This is a genomic window from Cytobacillus gottheilii (assembly GCF_900166665.1).
Lineage (GTDB): Bacteria > Bacillota > Bacilli > Bacillales > Cytobacillaceae > Cytobacillus > Cytobacillus gottheilii_A.
Genome location: NZ_LT800494.1, coordinates 293,411 through 314,061, shown reverse-complemented (window position 1 = coordinate 314,061; position 20,651 = coordinate 293,411). Strand labels below are relative to the sequence as shown.

At 41.2% G+C, this 20,651-nt stretch carries 20 protein-coding genes; 5 read left to right on the top strand and 15 right to left on the bottom strand.

What is annotated here, in order from left to right:
* Positions 1-6 precede the first annotated feature (6 nt).
* From moaD to fdhD, 10 genes are all read right to left on the bottom strand, one after another.
* On the bottom strand, positions 7-240 hold the full coding sequence (moaD, locus tag B7E07_RS01755; RefSeq protein ID WP_080843776.1) for a molybdopterin converting factor subunit 1: 234 nt from the start codon (positions 238-240) through the stop codon (positions 7-9).
* Positions 233-697: a molybdenum cofactor biosynthesis protein MoaE gene (locus B7E07_RS01750; RefSeq protein WP_080843775.1), complete on the bottom strand. Its 465-nt coding sequence runs from the start codon at positions 695-697 to the stop codon at positions 233-235. The genes moaD and B7E07_RS01750 overlap by 8 nt, the downstream gene beginning before the upstream one ends.
* Before the next feature lie 32 nt (positions 698-729).
* A complete protein-coding gene (locus B7E07_RS01745; protein ID WP_080843774.1) occupies positions 730-2,643 on the bottom strand; it encodes a molybdopterin biosynthesis protein in 1,914 nt (637 codons plus the stop codon).
* 77 nt (positions 2,644-2,720) lie between these two features.
* Positions 2,721-3,950, bottom strand: coding sequence for a molybdopterin molybdotransferase MoeA (locus B7E07_RS01740; RefSeq protein WP_080843773.1), 1,230 nt, complete (start codon positions 3,948-3,950; stop codon positions 2,721-2,723).
* Positions 3,947-4,546 carry a molybdenum cofactor guanylyltransferase gene (gene mobA / locus B7E07_RS01735; RefSeq protein ID WP_080843772.1) on the bottom strand — a complete coding sequence of 200 codons (600 nt, stop codon included), beginning with the start codon at positions 4,544-4,546 and terminating at the stop codon, positions 3,947-3,949. Before mobA ends, B7E07_RS01740 begins: the two co-directional genes overlap by 4 nt.
* An 18-nt stretch (positions 4,547-4,564) precedes the next feature.
* A complete protein-coding gene (locus B7E07_RS01730) occupies positions 4,565-5,368 on the bottom strand; it encodes a formate dehydrogenase accessory protein FdhE (RefSeq protein WP_080843771.1) in 804 nt (267 codons plus the stop codon).
* A 91-nt stretch (positions 5,369-5,459) separates the two neighbouring features.
* Positions 5,460-6,146, bottom strand: a complete 687-nt coding sequence (locus B7E07_RS01725; protein WP_080843770.1) for a formate dehydrogenase subunit gamma — start codon at positions 6,144-6,146, stop codon at positions 5,460-5,462.
* Positions 6,139-6,951: a 4Fe-4S dicluster domain-containing protein gene (locus B7E07_RS01720; protein ID WP_080843769.1), complete on the bottom strand. Its 813-nt coding sequence runs from the start codon at positions 6,949-6,951 to the stop codon at positions 6,139-6,141. Before B7E07_RS01720 ends, B7E07_RS01725 begins: the two co-directional genes overlap by 8 nt.
* Complete coding sequence (fdnG, locus tag B7E07_RS01715) at positions 6,951-9,938, bottom strand: formate dehydrogenase-N subunit alpha (RefSeq protein ID WP_139785553.1); 2,988 nt, start codon at positions 9,936-9,938, stop codon at positions 6,951-6,953. The genes B7E07_RS01720 and fdnG overlap by 1 nt, the downstream gene beginning before the upstream one ends.
* Before the next feature lie 176 nt (positions 9,939-10,114).
* The gene (gene fdhD / locus B7E07_RS01705; RefSeq protein WP_080843766.1) at positions 10,115-10,882 is read right to left on the bottom strand and encodes a formate dehydrogenase accessory sulfurtransferase FdhD; all 768 of its coding nucleotides are present in this window, start codon (positions 10,880-10,882) and stop codon (positions 10,115-10,117) included.
* Between the two features lie 323 nt (positions 10,883-11,205).
* Between fdhD and pdxK the strand changes: the two genes are divergently transcribed.
* From pdxK to bshB2, 3 genes are all read left to right on the top strand, one after another.
* A complete protein-coding gene (pdxK, locus tag B7E07_RS01700; RefSeq protein WP_066442195.1) occupies positions 11,206-12,024 on the top strand; it encodes a pyridoxine/pyridoxal/pyridoxamine kinase in 819 nt (272 codons plus the stop codon).
* Positions 12,025-12,610: 586 nt separating this feature from the next.
* A complete protein-coding gene (locus B7E07_RS01695) occupies positions 12,611-12,958 on the top strand; it encodes a YojF family protein (RefSeq protein ID WP_080849073.1) in 348 nt (115 codons plus the stop codon).
* A gap of 50 nt (positions 12,959-13,008) precedes the next feature.
* Complete coding sequence (gene bshB2, locus B7E07_RS01690; protein ID WP_080843765.1) at positions 13,009-13,674, top strand: bacillithiol biosynthesis deacetylase BshB2; 666 nt, start codon at positions 13,009-13,011, stop codon at positions 13,672-13,674.
* Between the two features lie 118 nt (positions 13,675-13,792).
* Here bshB2 and B7E07_RS01685 read toward each other — a convergent pair whose 3' ends face one another.
* From B7E07_RS01685 to B7E07_RS01670, 4 genes are all read right to left on the bottom strand, one after another.
* Positions 13,793-14,257 (bottom strand): SRPBCC family protein, encoded by a 465-nt coding sequence (locus B7E07_RS01685; protein ID WP_080843764.1) that lies wholly within the window; start codon positions 14,255-14,257, stop codon positions 13,793-13,795.
* A 72-nt stretch (positions 14,258-14,329) separates the two neighbouring features.
* Positions 14,330-15,388, bottom strand: a complete 1,059-nt coding sequence (locus B7E07_RS01680) for a PQQ-dependent sugar dehydrogenase (RefSeq protein ID WP_080843763.1) — start codon at positions 15,386-15,388, stop codon at positions 14,330-14,332.
* A 15-nt stretch (positions 15,389-15,403) separates the two neighbouring features.
* A complete protein-coding gene (locus B7E07_RS01675; protein ID WP_080843762.1) occupies positions 15,404-16,258 on the bottom strand; it encodes a Cof-type HAD-IIB family hydrolase in 855 nt (284 codons plus the stop codon).
* Positions 16,259-16,773: 515 nt separating this feature from the next.
* On the bottom strand, positions 16,774-16,968 hold the full coding sequence (locus tag B7E07_RS01670; RefSeq protein WP_080843761.1) for a hypothetical protein: 195 nt from the start codon (positions 16,966-16,968) through the stop codon (positions 16,774-16,776).
* A gap of 176 nt (positions 16,969-17,144) precedes the next feature.
* Between B7E07_RS01670 and B7E07_RS01665 the strand changes: the two genes are divergently transcribed.
* Positions 17,145-17,927 (top strand): MerR family transcriptional regulator, encoded by a 783-nt coding sequence (locus B7E07_RS01665; RefSeq protein ID WP_176215086.1) that lies wholly within the window; start codon positions 17,145-17,147, stop codon positions 17,925-17,927.
* Positions 17,911-19,659, top strand: coding sequence for an ABC transporter ATP-binding protein (locus B7E07_RS01660; RefSeq protein ID WP_080843759.1), 1,749 nt, complete (start codon positions 17,911-17,913; stop codon positions 19,657-19,659). Before B7E07_RS01665 ends, B7E07_RS01660 begins: the two co-directional genes overlap by 17 nt.
* A 405-nt stretch (positions 19,660-20,064) precedes the next feature.
* Here the strand turns inward: B7E07_RS01660 and B7E07_RS01655 are convergent.
* Positions 20,065-20,651, bottom strand: a 587-nt coding sequence (locus B7E07_RS01655) for a hypothetical protein (RefSeq protein WP_080843758.1), incomplete at its 5' end; no start/stop codon positions are given.

Sequence of the window (20,651 nt, the reverse complement as noted above, 5' to 3'; positions counted from 1 at the left end):
AGCAGCTTACCCTCCACTGACAGGCGGAATAAAGGCAATGATATCTCCCTTTTGGATCACTTCATCGTCTCCTGCAAATTCTTCATTAATGGCTGACATTGTACTATCCAGCTTTGTTAGATTATATTTTTCTGCTATTAGCGCTTTAACTTCTGCAACTGTTTTTCCTTCTGCCTGGATTTCAATAGATTCTGCACCTGCTTCATCACGCAAGTGAGCAAAAAGCATAATTTTATTCATTTAAGTCACTCTCCTCTGGTTTACCTGAGGGATAGGCTACCGTCTCAAGCTGATTGCCAACCCACTCTTCTCCATCCTCCCAATGTTCCTTCTTCCAAATAGGAACGATTTCCTTGATGCGCTCAATGGCATAGCGATTCGCTTCATAAGCATCGTTGCGGTGAGGAGTGGAAACAGCAATGACCACAGCGATATCCGTAATATCAAGTTTTCCGACGCGATGAGTAATGGCAACTTCTGCACCGGTCCATTTGTCTTTTATTTCATTCCCAATCTGCTCGAGTTTTTTCACAGCCATTGGTTCATACGCTTCATAGATTAAGAATAAGGTTTTCTTGCCATGTGTCAGCTCTCTGACGGTGCCAATAAAGGTTGTGATGGCACCAGCCTCCCGCTGAACAACTTTATCGATCACAGCTTGTGTGTTAATTGGCTCTTTTGAAATTTCATAGTTCATTGCTGGTCACCTCTTATTAGTCTTTAGACCTTTTAAAAGAATAAAGGTTCAGGTTCTTGCACAAAAGCATAGCCGCCAATCTGTTCAACAGCCTGCTTAAAGTCATCGGATTGAATGACTTTAATAAGTGACTGCCCCTGCTCACTTTCGAAGAAGCTTTTTGACATAAGCAGATCATAATGTTCATCTGCGACTGGGATAAAGTCGAGCTTCATCACCTTAGCGGCAGAGTAGATGCCAAGGCCAACTCCATTAGGATTTCCTTTCACCTCTGCAGCAACGCTTAAGTGGGAGAACATTTCACGTTCATAACCAGTAATCTGCTGATGGGTAATTCCTTCTTCTTTCAGCAACATGTCAAAAAGAACTCTTGTGCCTGCACCTTTTTGCCGATTGGCGTACTTTGCATTTTCTTTAGCTATATCATGTACCGATTGTATATTAAGCGGGTTGCCTTGTGGCAAAAGCCAGCCTTGTTTCCTCCTTAAGAAGGGATATAACACAACTTCTGAACCCTGCAAAAATCTTTTTATATAGGACGTGTTGTATTCTTTTGTGTCAGGGTCAAGCAAATGTACGGCTGCTAAATGAGCTTCCCCTTTTTTAATAGCCATCATACCGGCCATGCTGCCCGTATGTGAAGCCTGTATACTGAACGTTCGATTTTGTGCTTTTAGTTTTGAAGATAAAAGGTCGATTGTCAGATCGTGACTGCCGCTGAACACAATGGCATTTTCAATTTCATGCTTCGGTTTATAAAGTTCTGCTTCTGCATATTCTCCTTGCTCATACCCTAAAATATCGGCTGGGATAACAAGGATGCCATCTGCGCGCACAAGCGACATCGTCACTCCAGCAGCTCTTGATAAGGGGGTTGCCACATATTCCCCATTAATATACCCTATACTCACTCGAATAAAATCTTCAGCCCCCATTGATCCGACAATACGCCGGCCAATTTTCACTTTCAGCTTTTGCCGTTCGGGTTCATTTACACCTAAGTAATCACAAATAAGCAAACGCACAAACCATTCTAAGGTTAAATAGGCTGACACAGGATACCCCGGGATACCAACAACGATCGTGCCATTTACCTTGCCAATGATGACAGGTTTACCAGGTCTTGTAGCGATTCCATGCGTATATACGGTGCCAATCTCTTGTAAAATATGAACGGTGTAATCCTTTGATCCTGCCGAAGACCCGGCATTGATGACCACAATATCTGATGTATCTGCTGCTTCCAGCAAAGCGGCTTTTATTTTTTTCGGATCATCTTTAACGACTGGTGTGAGGAACGGATCTCCGCCCCACTCTCTTATATAATTAACAAAGGCACTTCCATTAAACTCAATAAACTGTCCAGCTGATGCAGCATCCTCCGCGGAAACTAACTCATTACCAGTCGGAATAACTGTAATAAACGGTTTTTTAAGGACCGGAATCGTTAAAGTTCGAGCAGCAACTAATGCACCAATATCAGCGGGTCTGATTTTATGTCCCTGCGGGAAAAGCATTTCTTCTTGAACAATATCCTCGCCAATCGGGCGGATATGCTGCCAGGGAGCAGCCGGTTCAATGATTTCTGCGCTGTCTTCATCGAGCTCTTCTACGTTTTCAATCATGATTACAGCATTAAATGGAGGCGGCACTTCGTTCCCGGTATCCACATAAATAAAATCTTCATTTTTCCTTAGCACCAGCGGGTTTTGTTCATAAGCGGAAAAGGTCTCTTCTGCCACAATCGCTATGCCATCCATCGCTGAGGCATGAAAGTGAGGCATCGAGCTCTTTGCAAAAACAGGTTCTGCTGTAATCCGCCCAAGAGCAGACACACTTGATATCCATTCCACTTTCCGGTTAGGACAAAAATTTGCGAGCATCTCACGCTGTGCTTCTTGGCGAGGCTTATCCTCTAAATATATCTTTCGTTTGTATGATGACATGTTAACACTCCTTTAATACCAAGGCGACTTATCTATCTATAGTTAGCGATGATAAGCGCTGGAGCTGTTAATGCTTCTTAAAGAAATAATTTAATGGTGACAAGTTCTCCTTTTTGCACACCTTCACTGCGGGCAGGAATTTCAATCAGCCCATCACTGTTCACAAGGGTTGAAATAAGTCCCGACTTTCCAAAAATAGGTTCAGCCAGCCATTGTCCTTCCTTCTGAAGAAGACGAGTTCTTACATAATCTGTTCGTCCTGCAGCAGAAGGAATATTTCTGTTCGTTTTTGCAACTAAAAACGAAGAGTCCAGCCCTTCATATCCTTGCAATTGGTTTAAGATTTTTTTAGCGAAGATATGAAAAATGACCATAGCCGAAGCTGGATGACCTGGAAGTGCAATCACTGGTTTCCCTTCTGCACATGCCATAATCGTTGGTTTCCCAGGCTTGATGGAAATGCCATGAACAAAAACACCTGGTTTCCCCAGCGAGTTTATAACGTCAGAAGAATAATCCATAATGCCAACTGAACTTCCCCCTGAAATAAACAAACAATCTGCTTCAGCAAGCATTTCTCTCATTCTACTTTGCAAATCATTAAAATCATCATGCACAATCCCGCCATATTTACATTCATAGCCCCATTCTTTTGCAAGGGCACCAATCGTCATATAATTCATGTCACGAACCTGACCGGGCAAAAGTTCTTTCGTTTCTAGTGCTTTTACTTCGTTTCCTGTTGATAAATATGCAATAACAGGCTTGCGCACAACTGGAACATCCGTTATCCCCTGTGAGGCAAGCGCCCCGAGCTCCTGCGCCCGAAGCAAGGTTCCTTTTTTCAGCAGGAGGTTTCCTTGCCGAAGATCTTCATCCGCTTCAATCACATTTTCCCCAGGCATAACTTGTTTATATAAATTAAGAAGACCATCTAAATCTTCACAATGCTCAATCATAATAACCGCAGAACTATTCTCTGGAAGCATCCCGCCAGTAGGCACATACAAAGCTTCCCCGCTAAAAAGAGGCTTTGTGGGCTGTTCTCCCATTTTCACTTCACCTGTGACATTTAAAAAGGCAGGCAGGTTCTCAGAAGCTCCGAATGTATCCCCCGCTATGACAGCATAGCCATCAACCGCAGAACGCCGAAAGCCAGGCACATTTTCTGCCGCGTGCATATCCTTGGCAAGGATGTGCTGTACCGCCTCTTCAAGCGGAACCATCTTCCATTCCTGAATGGGAGAATAATATTCTTTTATTAGCTGGAATGTTTCCTCTACTGTTTTTACATTAAAAAATTTCATAACTGCTCTTTGCCTTCCGAAGAAATCTGTGCTGCTTTTTTATACTCTTCTGGGTGATTCATATTAAAAAGGGTTAAATCATTGATTGGCATTTTTAAAGATTCAACTCTTATATACACTGTCTGCATATAGTTTAGCATATTGCGGATAGCCAGCTTTTCTTCCTTTAAGAACATTTCCGCACAATTTCTTGCTTCCCTTCTATAGGCACCAAAAAGAGGGTGTTTTTGGCCGTCTCTCTCCGGAACGGCAGCTTGATAATGATCCAGTTTGCTTAATAAATAGCTTCCGAGCTGTGCCGATATAAATGGCATATCACAGGCAACAATTAAGTTTTTTTCCGTTGTTGAAAAAGACAGCCCCGCTTCAATTCCAGCAAGCGGCCCTTTTCCTATATAGTTGTCTGCAATCATTGGCAATCTCAAAAATGCATAATCATCAGGCGTATTCGTTACGACAATAACATGATCGACAATGGTTGCAAGCTCTTCTGCAATCAGCTCAATGACCGTTTTTCCGTCTATTTGCAGCAGTGCCTTGTTGGTACCCATCCGGCTTGATTTCCCGCCTGCTAAAATGATGCCTGTTGTCTCCACTTCTATCACCAGCCAATCTTAATGGTATTTGCCATTCTCAGCCGTGCCAAAACCCTTTTCTTGCGCAATATAGTCTAAATGAATTGTTTTTATATCCATGAGGGCAGGTGTTTCCTTTTTCAGAAGCTTTCTCATATCAATCACCTTTGTGTACCCCTTGCATGTCTGACAGCCGTGAATTTCCGCTCCTTCTTCGCCATCCACCTTCATAATGACCATTTGGGTATGGTCTTCTGTGCCGCAATGGGCACAGCGCAGCTTTTTCTCTTCTCTGCTATGCAGGCAGCGCGGGCATGTAAGCTCCTTTTTCCCCTTTTTTCCTACAACGGCAAAGCGCGAAGGCTCTCCACATGCCGGACAGCATGGATCATGCTGATATTTTGTCAGGACGGTTTCCAGCTCTGCTGCAGCTTTTTGTAAGAAAGGGCGGGCAGCTTGTTCTGCTGCAAACAGCGGGAGCCATTCCGGTACCTGATATTGTTCTGCAACTGCATGAAAGTAGTATTGATTTACAGTGATCACTTCTTTAAACCATTTACTCACTATGTCAATGGTTAAATTCTCTTTTAAGATATCACAATACTCATGATTTCCTGGCTGTCTTTCAGCTAAAAAGTCAAACAGTTCAACTATAAAACGATGATATTGATTCATATCTGCTGCAAGGTCAAGCTGTGGAATAAGGGGTGAGGAGATGAGTTCAAACGAAGAATCTTTCACTACAGCTGTTTCATTTATAGACTTGCGCCATTCTTTTATTAATTCTTCTATTTCCGCCTGCAGCTTCTCATAGCTTTCTTCTACTACATTCGTGTTCGACATATAGATCCCTTCTTTCAATGTTCTTTTTTAAAAAGCGGGAAGAGCTACCCAATAATGGGTAGCTTCTTCTTATAATTAGGTTTGTTTGCCATTAAGCACGCTTCTGCTCTTGTTCCTGTTCTTTTTCCTGTTCCTTAAGCTCGTCGTACCAGCGGCCGTGATGATCACGGGCATACTCTTCTGGAATATCCCCTTTTGTCATTCCTCTAAAAGAAGCGCGGGAGCCGGGATGGCCAACCGATAAATAAACATGACCGACTACAACGGCTGTGGATAACCCAAGTCCGATATTATGGAGCGGATAGGCCCACATCACAAGCTCTTGTGGAAAGTACTGCGGAAACCACATAACAAGTCCTGAACAAATGAGCATAACAGCTGTCAGGATTGTCAGCAGAGAGTTTAACTTTTCACCCGCATTGTAAAAATCTTGCTTTGGTATTTTTGTGTGGCCGCCGAAAAACTCCTTTGGAAAATGTAAAAAGAATTGGAAGTCGTGTTTTTTCCAGGAAAAGATCTGTTTCATCCAGTGAATAAAGCTCTTTGGATCTGCGAACAAAATATAAATAACAGGAAGGATGAAAAATACAGCTGCCACTCTATGCACAAGACGTGCACCGGCTGGGCTTACAAAAACAACATATAGCCAATCAAAAAACTCTGTATAGAGAGGCAGACCGGTTAGATACAGGACAAAAAATGCCAAAGCATTTAACCAGTGTGCAAATATGACATGCTTTGAGAATCGCTTAACCATCTTTGATTCCTTTTTATTCATGGTCATGATCCCCTTCCGATTGATCTTTTCTAACAGCATTTGATATAGCAGCCCCAATAACAGCCATTGTTGTAGCTCCAAGCATCATTTTGCCAAGCGGCTGAGCATAGTCCTTCCAAACCACTTGAGATAAAGCCACTTTTGGATTCTCAGGCAATCCATAGACAGATGGTTTGTCAGTGAGAAGATAGATGGTATTAGTGCCATCTATCCCTTGTGGATTATAAATATTTGCATTCGGAAAACGTTCCTTCACTTCACCTAGGCGCTTGTTTGCTTCAGCTAAGACAAGCTCCTTTTCTTCATAAATTAAGCAGTCTGTATGGCAGGCAACCACACAGGCCGGCTGCAGGCCTTGTTCAAGCCGATCTGTGCAAAGGGTGCATTTTTGAGCCTTTCGGTATTCACTGCCATTTTTATCTTTATAGGTAGCAAGCTGCACAACACCAAAGGAACAGTTTTGAACACAATAGCCGCAGCCTACGCATTTTTCCGCATCAATGACGACTGAATTAAATTTTGTATAGCTGATCGCATTCTCCGGACAAGCTTTCTCACAGGCAGCCTGATTACAGTGCAGACAGGACATATGGCGGAACAGCCATTCAAAGTTTCCATCTGATGTTTCCTGTTCATTAAACGTAATGACATTCCATGTATTTGCTGTTAAATCACTATGAGATTGTATACTCCCATTAAAGTCCTCTGGCTCTGCCGGAAGATCGTTCCAATTTTTGCAGGCAACCATACATGCCCGGCAGCCATCACACTTCGTTACATCCACAAATTTAATATAATCTGCCATTATTTCGCCCTCCTAACATCACATAGGAACGCTTTATACTCAGGTATGGTCGTATTTGCATCTCCAATATGAGGAGTCAGGGTGTTAGCACTTGCACCTGTTGCGATCCCTTTATAGCCAAAGTGCCATGGCATGCCAATCTGGTGGATGGTTTTATCTTTTAATTTGTACGGTTTAAAGCGTTTGGTAATCATGGCATAAGCTTCAATTTCACCACGGGCCGTTTTTACGATCACTCGATCTTTGCTTGAAATCCCTTTTTCTTGTGCCAGCTCTTCGCTTATTTCAATGTACATATGCGGCATCAGCTCAGCCAGCCATGGGATATTTCTTGTCATTGCTCCAGACTGCCAATGCTCTGACACACGATAGGTTGTTGCAACAATCGGATATTCAGACGCATCTCCTTGGGCATTCATTTCTTTCTCGCCGAATTTGACAGCCGGATTTAACTGAATACTGGAAAAAGCATTGGAAATTGGGTTTTCATAAGGCTCATAATGCTCTGGGAATGGACCTTCATTAATTTTTGAAGAAAATAAGGCTCCTTTTCCTCCATCCATCATAATAAACGGATCGTTAAAGGTTGGATCATTCGGACCTTTCGTGGCAACAAAGTCTGGAACATCAAAGCCGCTCCATTTTTTCTCTGCTGCATTCCATTCAATTCCGACCCGATCCTTGTTCCAAGCCTTTCCGTTCAAATCAGCACTTGCACGGTTATAAAGAATTCTCCTATTTGCCGGCCATGCAAATGACCAGTTCAAGAAGTTGCTCATACCCTCATTTGTATTATCTCTTCGTTTTGATAGGTTCTCAGATTCAGGATAAAATCCGCTGTAAATCCAGTTGCCGCTGCATGTAGAACCATCGTCTTTCAAATCTCCGAAACCTTTAATCTGCTGTTTTGTTTTCATATCGTAGCCGTTAATTTCGCGGCAGACCATATCAATATCAGGGTGATCAGACTCCCCGTATTCCCATGTCAAAGCCTTCATCGGCAGATCATTCTGCTTCGGACTATTTTCATATAATCCTTTCAGCTTTCTAGCAAGCATATGAACGATTTCCAGGTCTGCTCTTGATTCGCCCTTTGGTTTAATTGCTTGCCAGCGATATTGCATCCAGCGTCCTGAGTTCGTAACAGAGCCTTCTTTTTCAAAAGATCCGCAGGCTGGCAGGAAAATCACTTCGGTTTGAATCGAGGCTGGATCTGCTCCCGCTTCTTTTTGCCAGAAAGATGAAGTCTCTGTTTCAAATAAATCAACAGCAACCATCCATTTTAAGTTGCTCAATGCTTCTTTTTCTTTTCCTGCATTTGGTCCGCCAACAACAGGATTAGTGCCAAACATTAACAGCCCTTCAAGCTCTCCGCGGTACATCGCATCAAATAAGCGCATATGTGAATAGTCTTTTCCTGGTGTCAGTTTTGGCATTAAATGATAGGCAAATTCATTTTGCTTAGTTGCTGAATCGCCGTAGTAAGCTTTCAACATGCTTGTGTAAAACTTCGGTTTGTTTGAAAAATAACCTGATTCAGGTGTAATTCTCTCCAGGAATCCTTGATACGTAGAATCCTGATCCGATCCTGTTGGCACTTCCATATAACCATTTACATTGTGATATAACAGCCCGAAGTCTGTTGATCCTTGCACATTCGACTCACCGCGCAATGCATTCACGCCGCCGCCGGCAATGCCAATATTTCCGAGTAAAAGCTGTAAAATGGCGTATGAGCGGATATTTTGTGTACCAACTGTATGCTGCGTACCGCCCATAGCGTATAGAATGGTGCCTGCTTTGCCTACTTCACTTGTTCCTGTGAATGTTTGACAGATTTCGAGATACGTATTTTTATCCGTGCCTGTAACACCTGTTACTGTATCAACATCGTAGCGTGAATAATGTTTTTTCATAAGTTGAAAAACACAGCGGGGGTCCTGTAAGGTTGGATCCTTTACTATCTCGCCGCTTTCATCCTTTTTGAAGGCCCATTTTGTTTTATCATAATTCCTAGTTGATTCATCGTAGCCATTAAAGATGCCATCTTCAAAGGAGTATTGCTCATCCACAATAAATGACGCATTCGTGTAGGCTGCTACATACTCTTTATGATACATGTCATTTCCCAGCGCATAATGGATCATGCCGCCTATAAAAGCAATATCTGTTCCTGAACGTAGCTGACCGTAAATATTGGCCATCTGTGACGTTCTCGTATACCTTGGATCAACTGAAATCAGCTTTGCTCCCTTTTGCTTCGCTTTTGAGATCCATCTAAAGCTGATTGGGTGATTTTCAGCAGGGTTTGCACCTATGACCATTAGTGCATCCGCATATTGTAAATCATTCCAATGATTTGTCATTGCGCCTCTTCCATACGAAGGTGCCAGACCGGCAACCGTAGAACTATGTCATATTCGGGCCTGATGCTCGATATATGTTAAGCCTAGACCTGCACGGAAAAGTTTAGAAAGCAAATACGTTTCTTCATTATCGAGTGCCGCTCCGCCCATATAAGCGATTGCCTCTGTCTTGTTGACAGTATGGCCGTTTTCTTTTTGCACAAATGTGCGATCGCGCGTATCTTTAATATTTTTCGCTACTTTATCGAGCGCAAAGTCCCAATCAACCTCTTCCCATTCTCCGCTTCCTGGAGCTCGGTATAATGGCTTTGTGATGCGCTTTTCTGTTGTGTATACCTGCCTCACAGTTGTACCTTTACTGCAAAGCGAACCTTCATTGATCGGATGATCCGGATCTCCCTCTGTATAAACAACATCTTTTCCGTTTGAATACACTAAAATCCCACAGCCCACAGAGCAATAAGGACAGATGGTTGGTGTTGGTTTTAACGCTGAAATTTTTAATTCCTTTGCCTTTGCTCTAGCTGTTTTATCATCAAAACCAAGCTCAACAACCGCTAATGTAGCAGCTACCGCTCCTGATATCTTCAGAAACTTTCTTCGTGTTACATTTAATTCCACTTTTCTCCCCCCAATTCTAAGTTTGTACTCTAGCTTGTTAATGAAATTGATCTTAGCGTATGTGCCTTGATCCTGTTCCTACGACTAGCTCCTTGAGGTCATTAGCCAAATAGGTAAAGAATTATCTCGCGCATGATTTGGCTTATGCTTGTAGGACTGATCCAGCCTCCACTACTCTAGCTATCTCTAACACTGTCAAACTGCCGCTTTTCAAGATCATTGACAACTCTGCCTGCTGAAGTATATGGAATGGCCATTTTCCCTCTCAAATATCCGATTACTTCTATGTTTAGGAACTTGGCAAGCTGAACCGCCTGCTTTGTTGCTGCCGTTCTTGACCCGATAACAGGAAACCCAAATTTAGCAGCTTTGGAAAGCATTTCGTAAGACACTCTTCCTGTTGTCAGCAGCAGTAAATTTGATGGCTCTAATCTATTGCGTAAGGCGAAACCAATGATTTTATCAACAGCATTATGCCTGCCAATATCCTCCCGCACAGTTATTTCTCCTGATTCATGAACAATACAAGCCCCATGCATACCACCTGTCTTCAAATACAGTGGGGAACTTTTTGCAAACTCACTTCTTTTCTTTAAAAGAAAACTCATTGTGACCGTTCTTATACTGTTAATCTTGGGAAACGCTTTCACATCTGTCATTGAGAAGAATGTGACCCCTCTTCCACAGCCAGCGGTGTAATGCTTTTTCTTTGTGAACATCCACTCTGGCTGAAAGTCATTTTGCAGCTCTACATAAATGCTGTTGGAATCCTCCACAAATCGAAAGGTGCGAATATCTTCCGCCTGTTCAATTAAGCCTTCAGAATACAAGTATCCGTAAGTCCAGTCCTCTAAATCCTCATTCGTCAGCTGAAACACCGCAATTTCAAACCCGTTAATAAGCAATGTAATAGGGAATTCCTCAGGACTGCCTTTATGGTTCATGGCTTCTCCCCCTTTAAAAGCACACACAAGTTGTTTATAGTTCTATCCTACACATCATTTCCAGATGGAAATGTAACTTTTATCACTCTCAAAAAGAGAAAATGAAGATTATCGCCCTAGGTCACAAAAAATTCATAATTTATTCTTCAAATCGACAATTTTCACAAAATATGACAATGTTATTGAAGATCATTAACAACTTGCAAAGCGATGTACCTCACTTTTTCTGGTTTGTCACTTTTCCGAGAACTTACACTTTATTACGTTAATCGAAATTGATATACTGAAAAGAATGAAATGATATATTCAGGGAGGAAAGACAGATGACAATGAAAAAAGTATTAACAATAGCAGGTTCTGATACGAGCGGCGGTGCAGGAATCCAAGCTGATATTAAAACCTTCCAAGAGCATGGCGTTTATGGGATGACTGCTCTGACAACGATCGTTACAATGGATCCTAAAAACGACTGGCACCATAACGTCTTCCCTATCGATATAGAAACACTTCAAACACAATTAGAAACCATTCTTTCTGTGGGCGTAGACGCTATGAAGACTGGGATGCTTGGTTCAGTGGACATCATCAAGCTTGCAGCGAAAACGATTACTGAAAATGACATTAAGCATGTCGTAATTGATCCTGTTATGGTCTGCAAAGGTGAAGATGAAGTCCTTCACCCTGAAACAGCAGATGCATTGAGAGAAATATTAACGCCACTTGCAACAGTTGTTACACCTAACCTTTTTGAGGCATCACAGCTTGCGAAAACAGCTCCTCTTAAAACGATTGAAGATATGAAAGAAGCAGCTGTTAAGATTCATGAGCTTGGACCGAAATATGTTTTAATCAAAGGCGGCAGCAAGCTTCAGCATGAAAAAGCTGTTGATGTCTTGTATGATGGCTCTGATTTCACAGTACTTGAAGGTGAAAGAATTCAAACAACCTATACACATGGAGCAGGATGCACATATTCATCTGCCATTACAGCTCAGCTGGCAAAAGGAAAATCAGTTATTGAAGCCGTAACTGCTGCCAAAGAATTTATTTCAGATGCCATTAATCATGGATTTAAACTGAATGAATATGTAGGACCAACTAGACAAGGTGCTAGCCGTCATTTAAAAGCAGAAGAAAAATAAGGTAATTGAAACAGAGCCGGAGACGGTTCTGTTTTTTTAAGCTTTTTTCTGAGTGATTATTGTCCTTTGTAATCACTGCAAGAGCTGATTTTATTATGAAAAAACCAGTGAAATAAGCGGAGATTTTATCCTTATTTATAGAATTGATCTATTTTGGGACAAAATAAGCGGAGATTTTCCGGTTATCTTGAATAAATTCGCCCATTTACATGTTTTTCGGTCTGTTAGACGGAATTTCTCCGTCTATTTAAGCCTATTTTCAGTGATTTTGAGATTTAAGCGAAATTTCTCCCCCTATTGATGAGATTTGTCATTTTGCATTTTTGGAAAAATTCAAAGGCAATTTAGTCCTACACTATCAGAAGGTATAAATGAACAGCGGCAGTGGCTCATTTTAGGAACGCAGTGTAAGGGTAACTAAGCTTCTATCTGCGTCCCTTCAGGACTTGCCAATCGGCAGGTTTTCTATTTCCTTAATCTCATTTTTAGCTTTTCAACGGATTTTTTAGTAAAATAGGGTTTGATTTACTCAAGGTATAAAACTTTTATATATAGAAATTTTTTTGAAGAGGGGGTGTAGCAGATGATGGAACCAGTAATTAGCCAAGATGTTCAAGCAGAGCTGGACCGACATGCGAAAAAGCCGGTTTATATTCATCTTGAAACAACCAATGGAGCATATGCTTCCCATTTTGATGAAACATTTTTTTCATCTGGAGCTTATATACGTAATGCGCAGCTTGAATATGAGCACGGAAAAATCACAGGCAACGGACCCTTTCGAGTGGGGCTGAAAACAGCCATCGGGTGGGTATATGCAGAAGGAATCACTCATTATGAAAAGGATGGAACAGGAAGACTTTTGCTTGCAGGCCATGATTTCAGCGGAAAACTTGCTGTTGCCCTGCAAATAAGCGAGACACCTTTTGAATAGGTAAATGATGATTTTAAAAAAAGTATCGGAAATGAAAGGAGGAGCATATCGTGGAAAAAGAAAGACATGTTTTAGTTATTTTCCCTCATCCTGATGATGAGGCATTTGGTGTTTCAGGAACGATTGCGACTCATGTACAAAACGGCACTCCTGTTACATATGCGTGTCTTACATTAGGTGAAATGGGACGCAACATGGGGAATCCTCCGTTTGCTAACCGTGAAACATTATCTAAAATTCGTAAAAAAGAGCTCCAGGATGCTGCGGCTGTAATGGGCATTGAGGACTTACGCATGCTGGGATACCGTGACAAGACCATCGAGTTCGAAGATGATGATAAGCTGACAAATGAACTTGCTGCGATCATTGATGAAGTTCATCCGTCTTTAATCATTACCTTTTATCCTGGCTATTCTGTTCACCCTGATCATGATGCAACAGGGGCTGCAGTTGTCAGAGCGGTGAGAAATATGCCGGCAAACGATAGACCGAAGCTGCAATGTGTTGCCTTTTCGCGTAATTGTGAGGAGGAAATCGGGCAAGCTGATATCGTTAATGAGGTTAGTGCTGTTGCACATATTAAAATTGCTGCAATCAAGGCACATCTTTCTCAAACCCAGCTAATGGCAAAAGAAATGGAAGAACAGCTGAAAAAGCAAGATCCGCAAGTGATGGCAAGAGTTCATAATGAAAGATTTTGGACTTATCCGCTATAATGAAACAACTCTAGATGGTGAAGACCATAAGAATGACCATCTTATAACAACTTAAAACCCGAACCATTCGACAGAATATAAACGTCTGCTGATGGTTCGGGTTTTAATATGGTCATATTTACTCTTCTTCTGTTTCTGTTTCACTCTTGTCCTGCTCAAACATTTCTTTTAAGTACACAAGCTGATTGCCGTCTTCACGTTTAATCATTTTTACTAAGATTGGCTTTGTCATCCTCATCTTTAAACCTGTTGTTGTAATTGTAGCTTCCAGGTCTACCTGTGTTCCTTCTTCCACTGGGTGGAAATGATATTGATATTCAGTAATCAAGCCATTTGAGTTAGTTTTTGTGGCAAATGACCGGTTTTCTGTATACTCCGTCATTTCGACCTCTGCCTGAATATTTCTTCCGCTAATTAGACGTGTTTCTAAAAATATGGTGCCAGCTTTAAGCTGCCCCTCCGTCTGTTTCTCCATTTTCACTACATTTGGCATGAGCTCGTGCACATTTTCCATGCTCACGACATAATGAAATACTTCCTCTACCGGCTTATGAATAACTATGCTTGAACGAAAATCTGCCATCTATCTGCACCTCAATTAGTCTCAGTATTATATGTTTAGTATATAACAAAATACTGATCTTTTCATAAAACGTTATAATGGGATGCTGTATAGCTGGTCATCGTTTTCGCCCGGTGTGCCGCGTCCGTCTGTATTGTTGCTGATGAAGTAGAGCTGTCCATCAGTAATATGCACATCGCGAATTCTGCCAAGATTAGAAATCTGTTCATCATTCTCACCAGTTTCCAGGTCAAAGCGTATTACGGCTTCTCCCCTTAATCCGGCAACATACAGCTGATTTTGATAGTATGCAATCCCAGATGGTGCCCATGTCTGGTCATCACCAGATGTAAATAGGGGAGATTCCATTCCATCCTTGCTTTCATTCCCTGTTATTTCCGGCCAGCCGTAATTTGATCCAGCTGTGATCCTATTGATCTCATCATTCGCAGATGGACCATGTTCACTTGCATACATCGTACCGTCATCTGCCCATGTGAGCCCCTGAGGATTGCGATGTCCATAGCTGTATATATAAGAGTCAGTGAATGGATTATCATCTGGGATCGATCCATCTAAATTTATCCTAAGAATTTTCCCTGCCAGTGAATTTAGATCTTGAGCCAGTTCTGGATTAGAGGCATCACCTGTAGTAGCGTAAAGCTTTTCATCTGGGCCAAGCGCAAGTCTGCCGCCGTGATGAAAACTGCCGCTTGGTATACCATCAATGAGAACCTCGGTCTCAATCCACTGATCATTTTGCAGCTCCAGAACAATGATGGAATTAAATGGCTGCCCATCTTCTTCATACGTGTAATAGGCATACGCCTCGTTTGTTTCTAAAAAATCAGGTGCGAGCACAAATCCGAGCAGTCCTGCTTCTGCAGCAGAAGAAAGTGGCCTTTCAAGCTGTACAGACTGCCGTATACTTTCTCCTTTTTCCACTTTTGTAATCGTGCCTGTTCGTTCAGATAAGTAAAAACCACCATCTAGATGGTTAATTTGCCAAGGTGTGTTAAGCTTTGCTGCTAAAGATTCCTCATTCTCAACTGAATTGGTTGTGACTTCCTGATCTTCCTGCCGGCTGCTATTTTCATCAGAACATCCAGATAGAATCAATACCATGGAAACAATTGCAGCTGCTTTTTTCATCCTATCACCTCTTGTTTATAATACGTCTAAAATCGCCTTTCCTACACCGCTCTCTTCATTCGTGAGAGTAACCGTATGACATTGTGACTTAATATAGTCATCTGCATTGCCCATCGCAACTGCTCTTCCAACAACCTTAAACATTGAAAGATCATTATAATTATCGCCAAGTGCCATCGTTTCTTCTAATGAAATCCCCTTTTCTCTTACAAACGCTTCTAGCGCAACACCTTTCTGTGCACTTTTACTCGTGAGTTCTAGGTTTCCATGCCCGGATGAACTGATAATTAAACCTTCGAAGTCCTGCAATGCTTCCTCTGCCTCTTTCATACTTTCAGGGTTAAATGTAAAGGCTAAAAGCTTATATATTTGATGATCTTCACTTTCAAAAAGAACATCATAGCTGTCTACTTTATGTACAAGCCCTTTTTCGAATCTTTCTTCAGCCGCCTTCAGTACCTCTTCAACATCTGCTTCCTGATTGCCGCTTAGAAATATATCCGCCATAATTTTAATGCCTTTATTTTTATCTACTGTATATGTACCTTGATTTGTGTAGACCTCATAATATACTTCCAGTTTTGTTAACGCATTTGCAGTACGCTTAGCCAAATCCTTATCAAGTGGGCTGTTAGATACTATTTGTCCTTGTGCTGAACGGACTTCTGCTCCATTTGCACAGATAATCGGACACTCTAATCCCGCCTCCTCTAAGACAAAGATCGCTTCCTGATAGGATCTGCCTGTAGCCACAACTACTTCTATTCCCTTTTCCTGCGCTTTTTTTATCGCTGCAATATTTTCATCTGTAATCGTTTGAGTTGCGGTTAATAACGTACCGTCCATATCACTTGCAATACATTTAATCATTCCGTATTCACCTCATCATTTAGTCACCTGTTATCTTGCCATTTTATCATGTTCCTGACATGAACCAAAATAATACACAAAGCATGAAACATGTCCTATATGTATAGTTTTTACTATATTTCTAAAAAACATAAGGCTTCCATTGGCAAAAATAGCTTACCAATTCCACATAAGAAAGCTCGGTTCGCTCCTTATAGGGTTCAAAAAAAACAGGCTGGGACAACCTAAAACACGAATATTCATAGTTATGGTTTGCGAGTTTACACAAGCCCGTTTCACCTGCGCTGCGGACCCTGTTTTTTCGTGGGATCACAAGCTGAGCCTCCTCGTCGCTGGCGCTCCTGCGGTCTCGCCTTTCCTCTATTGCCCACAGGAGTCGAGGGTCCTCCGCTCCATTTCACTCATGTTTAAAAAGAAAGATTTTTAAAATAACAAATAAAAAACCGAATGATTAGAAAAACTTCCTAACCATTCAGTTCTATTGTAGTGTGTCCCAACTATTTACTAATGGAGACTTAAAATCCGCCTCCACCGTTATTGTTATTATCTTTTATTTGGTCCATATATGATTCTGCGTAAGCTCGTTCTGATGGTGACACATGTTTTGCATTTTCTTCCGGATCATAGTTGGTAAGTCCCTTTCTCTTGGCTCCCCAGTCTACTAAAAAACCGATTCCCAGTAATGCTGCACAAAGGATTATAACCCACATTTATATCACCCCTTTTTATTATACCAGTTTATTGACATTGTTTCCATTTTTACTCTTTTCTTGCTATACAATTATCTTAGACAAAAAAAAACAAAAAATAATTTCATTTACCGCTTGATTCCTACGTTACGTGAGGTTTTATGATAAAGACAGATAAGTTTTCAGGAGGGGAAAAAATGAGTGACACATACTCGATTGGCCAATTTTCGAAAAAGACAGGAACGACCATCCGAACTCTTCACTATTATGATGAACTTAATCTGCTAAAGCCTTCAATTACGACAGAATCTGGACGCAGATATTACTCGGAGGAAAATATCGTTCAGCTTCAAAAAATCATCTCACTAAAATTTTTAGGCTATTCTTTAGAGGAGATTAAAGAATTTTTGCATTTAAATGATTGGAATTTAATGGACTCTCTTCTCTTTCAAAGAGAGGAGATGCTTAAAAAGAAGGCACATATTGAACGGGTCATTCGGGCTTTGGATAATGCCATTGATATCACAGAGTCACAGGGGCAAGTGAACTCCTCCATTTTTCTTATGATCATTCACAACATCCAAATGGAGAATGAATTTAAAGATTGGCTGAAAGGACTATTACCAGGAGAACGGGTTGAAGAAATCTTTAATATTTCTGATGACAGAGAAAGGGAATTAAACAGACTAACAGCAGTTCTCATCACACAGCTTAAAGAAGCTGTTGGTGGAAAACCAGAGGATCCTAAGGTTCAAGAACTGGTAGGTCAAATATTCATGCTGACTGCAGAAATAGTAGGTGGAGAAGAAGTGCTGTTTCAAGAAATTTTGGAGAATGAACAACTCGTAGAAGCAGAACTGGAAAATGATCCGCTTTTCCTCGCTTCACCATTTTCAAAAAAAGAAGAAGAATGGCTTGCAAAAGCAATGGAAATCTATTTAGACAGCAGAGGAGCTGATCCATATGGCAGCACATCCTGAGAAGGCTTCAGCTGGAGCGTGGAAATCCTTCTGGCAGTTAATTAAAATGTCCAATCCTCCGAAATGGCTCTTCATCATAGCCATTGTGTTAAGTCTTGTAGAGACTGCGGCTGGTTTGGTTGTACCCCTTTTAACTAAATCACTTGTTGACCAGATGGCAGCTTCTGCACTTGAAGCTTCACTCATTATCTTTTTTGCAGCAGCTTTTATTCTGCAGACCATTTCCTCAGGATTTTCTTATTATTTTATGACATATATGGGGGAAAAAATTGTCGCTTCCCTAAGGCAGCGGCTTTGGCGGCATGTGTTAACCTTGCCGATCCCTTATTTTGACCAGCACGAATCCGGAGAAACCATGAGCAGGATTACACAGGATACGAATATTGTGAAAGCATTGATTACTCAGCATTTAGTCACCTTTATTACAGGGTTCATTTCCATCATTGGAGCCATTATTATTTTGCTTGTAATTGATTGGAAAATGACGTTGATTATGCTGATATCTGTTCCTATATCCGTCCTGATCATCCTGCCATTAGGGCAAAAAATTTATAAAATCTCTCTTTCTACACAAGATGAAATGGCTCATTTCTCGGGAAATTTAGGCAGGGTATTGGCTGATATCCGGCTTGTAAAGGCCTATCATGCTGAAAAAACAGAAATTGAACGCGGTGAAAAGGGAATTACTCATCTCTTTCAGTTCGGGTTAAAAGAAGCTAAAATTCAAGCCATTGTTTCTCCTTTTATGACACTGATTATGATGCTCGTTCTTGTTATTCTCATTGGATATGGAGGAGTAAAAGTCGCAGCAGGAACTCTATCAGCAGGTGCACTAGTAGCCATCATTATTTATCTGTTTCAGATTATTGTTCCATTTACACAAATGGCTTCTTTTTTTACAGCCTATCAGAAGGCACTTGGAGCAACGGAAAGAATACAAGAAATGCTGGAACTTAACAGTGAAGCGACTGGCTTGGCAAAGCCCGATAACAGCAGTACTCAAGATATTTCTTTTCAAGAACTTGTTTTTTCCTATCAAGACAAACCCGTTATTCAAAATATTAATCTCCAGGTTCCAGCAGGAAAAACAACAGCTTTTGTAGGCCCAAGCGGCAGCGGAAAAACCACTCTTTTTGCCTTGCTTGAACGCTTTTACTCCCCATCAGACGGAGCCATCTTCCTGGGAGATCAGAATATAGATGATTTTGACCTTCACAATTGGCGCAGTCAAATTGCCTATGTATCTCAGGAAAGCCCGCTTATGTCCGGTTCAATTCGTGACAATATCTGCTACGGATTGGACCGTCCTGTTTCAGATGACGAATTGCTTCAGGCTGCAAAGGTAGCCAATGCAGCTGAGTTTATCGAAAACCTGCCAGATCAGTACGAAACAGAGGTAGGTGAACGAGGAATAAAATTATCTGGCGGACAGCGCCAAAGAATTGCTATCGCAAGAGCAGTCATTCGGGATCCAAAAATTTTATTATTAGATGAAGCTACGTCTAACCTGGACAGCGCCTCTGAACAGCTTGTACAGGAAGCTCTTCAGCAGCTGATGAAGAATAGAACCACTTTAGTAATAGCTCATAGACTTTCGACCGTTTTTGATGCGGATCAAATTGTGGTTTTGGAAAAAGGCAATATTACAGGAATTGGGACACATGAGGAACTGTATAAAACGCATGAATTGTACCAAAAGCTTGCGAAACAACAGTTAAAAACAGAAGCATAGCATGGAGAGGTTGGGACATAAGTATTTAACACACTCATAGAACCGAATGGTTAGGAAGTTATCTTTCTAATCATTCGGTTTTTTATTTATGATTATAAAATATATTTTATGAACATGAGTGAAATGGAGCGGAGGACCCTCGACTCCTGTGGGCAATAGAGGAAAAGGTGAGACCCCGCAGAAGCTTTGCTTCGAGGAGGCTCAGCTTCCTCCCCACGGAAAGCGAGGGGCCGCAGCGCAGGTGGAACGGACTTGTTTAAATATCTAAATCAAAATATTAATATTCGTGTTTTAGAAAGATTAATTTTGTTTTGTCCCAGCTTCATTTATTCGTTTGAAATCATGTCTCGGTTCCGTGAAATGAACCTTATCACTGAATCAGCACTAATTTTTTAATCGTTAATCTCAGCTTAAATTAAAATAGCGGCGAAGGAGAAATGCAACCCACATGCACTGAGCATCTTGGCGCACGATTTCTACTAATCCGTTAATCAGCAGGATATCTAATGTTTGTTTATTTATTTGTTCTTTTAACTCATGCAGTGCATCTTTTACAAATCCTTCTTGTACCTCAGCAATGAGATCATTTATATGTTTGACTAAGGTTTCTTGTGTCGGAGGACCTTCTGCCGGCAGATCGAGCAAATTAACAAGCTCTTTTGTAACAAAAGGGACCGTAGAATGCTTTGCAAGCAAATTTGTTTTTTCAACAAGTGAGCTGGCCAGCAACTTCAAATCAAGCGGAAGCTTTGAAAAGATAAAAAGCTCCGAGTACATTTTCATAAATCCCTTTACACAATAAAGCAAATCAAACTTTGTGGCCGCAATTGAATCACCATAAATTTGATCAATCATTTTCAGGATGGCACGATTGATTTGTTTATCATAAAAATGAAGCTTCATAATCAGTTCCATATTTAACGTATGTGTTTGTTCCTTCATAAAAACAGTCGCAAGATTGGAGTGTTCTTCAAAGTTTCTTAATATGGTCA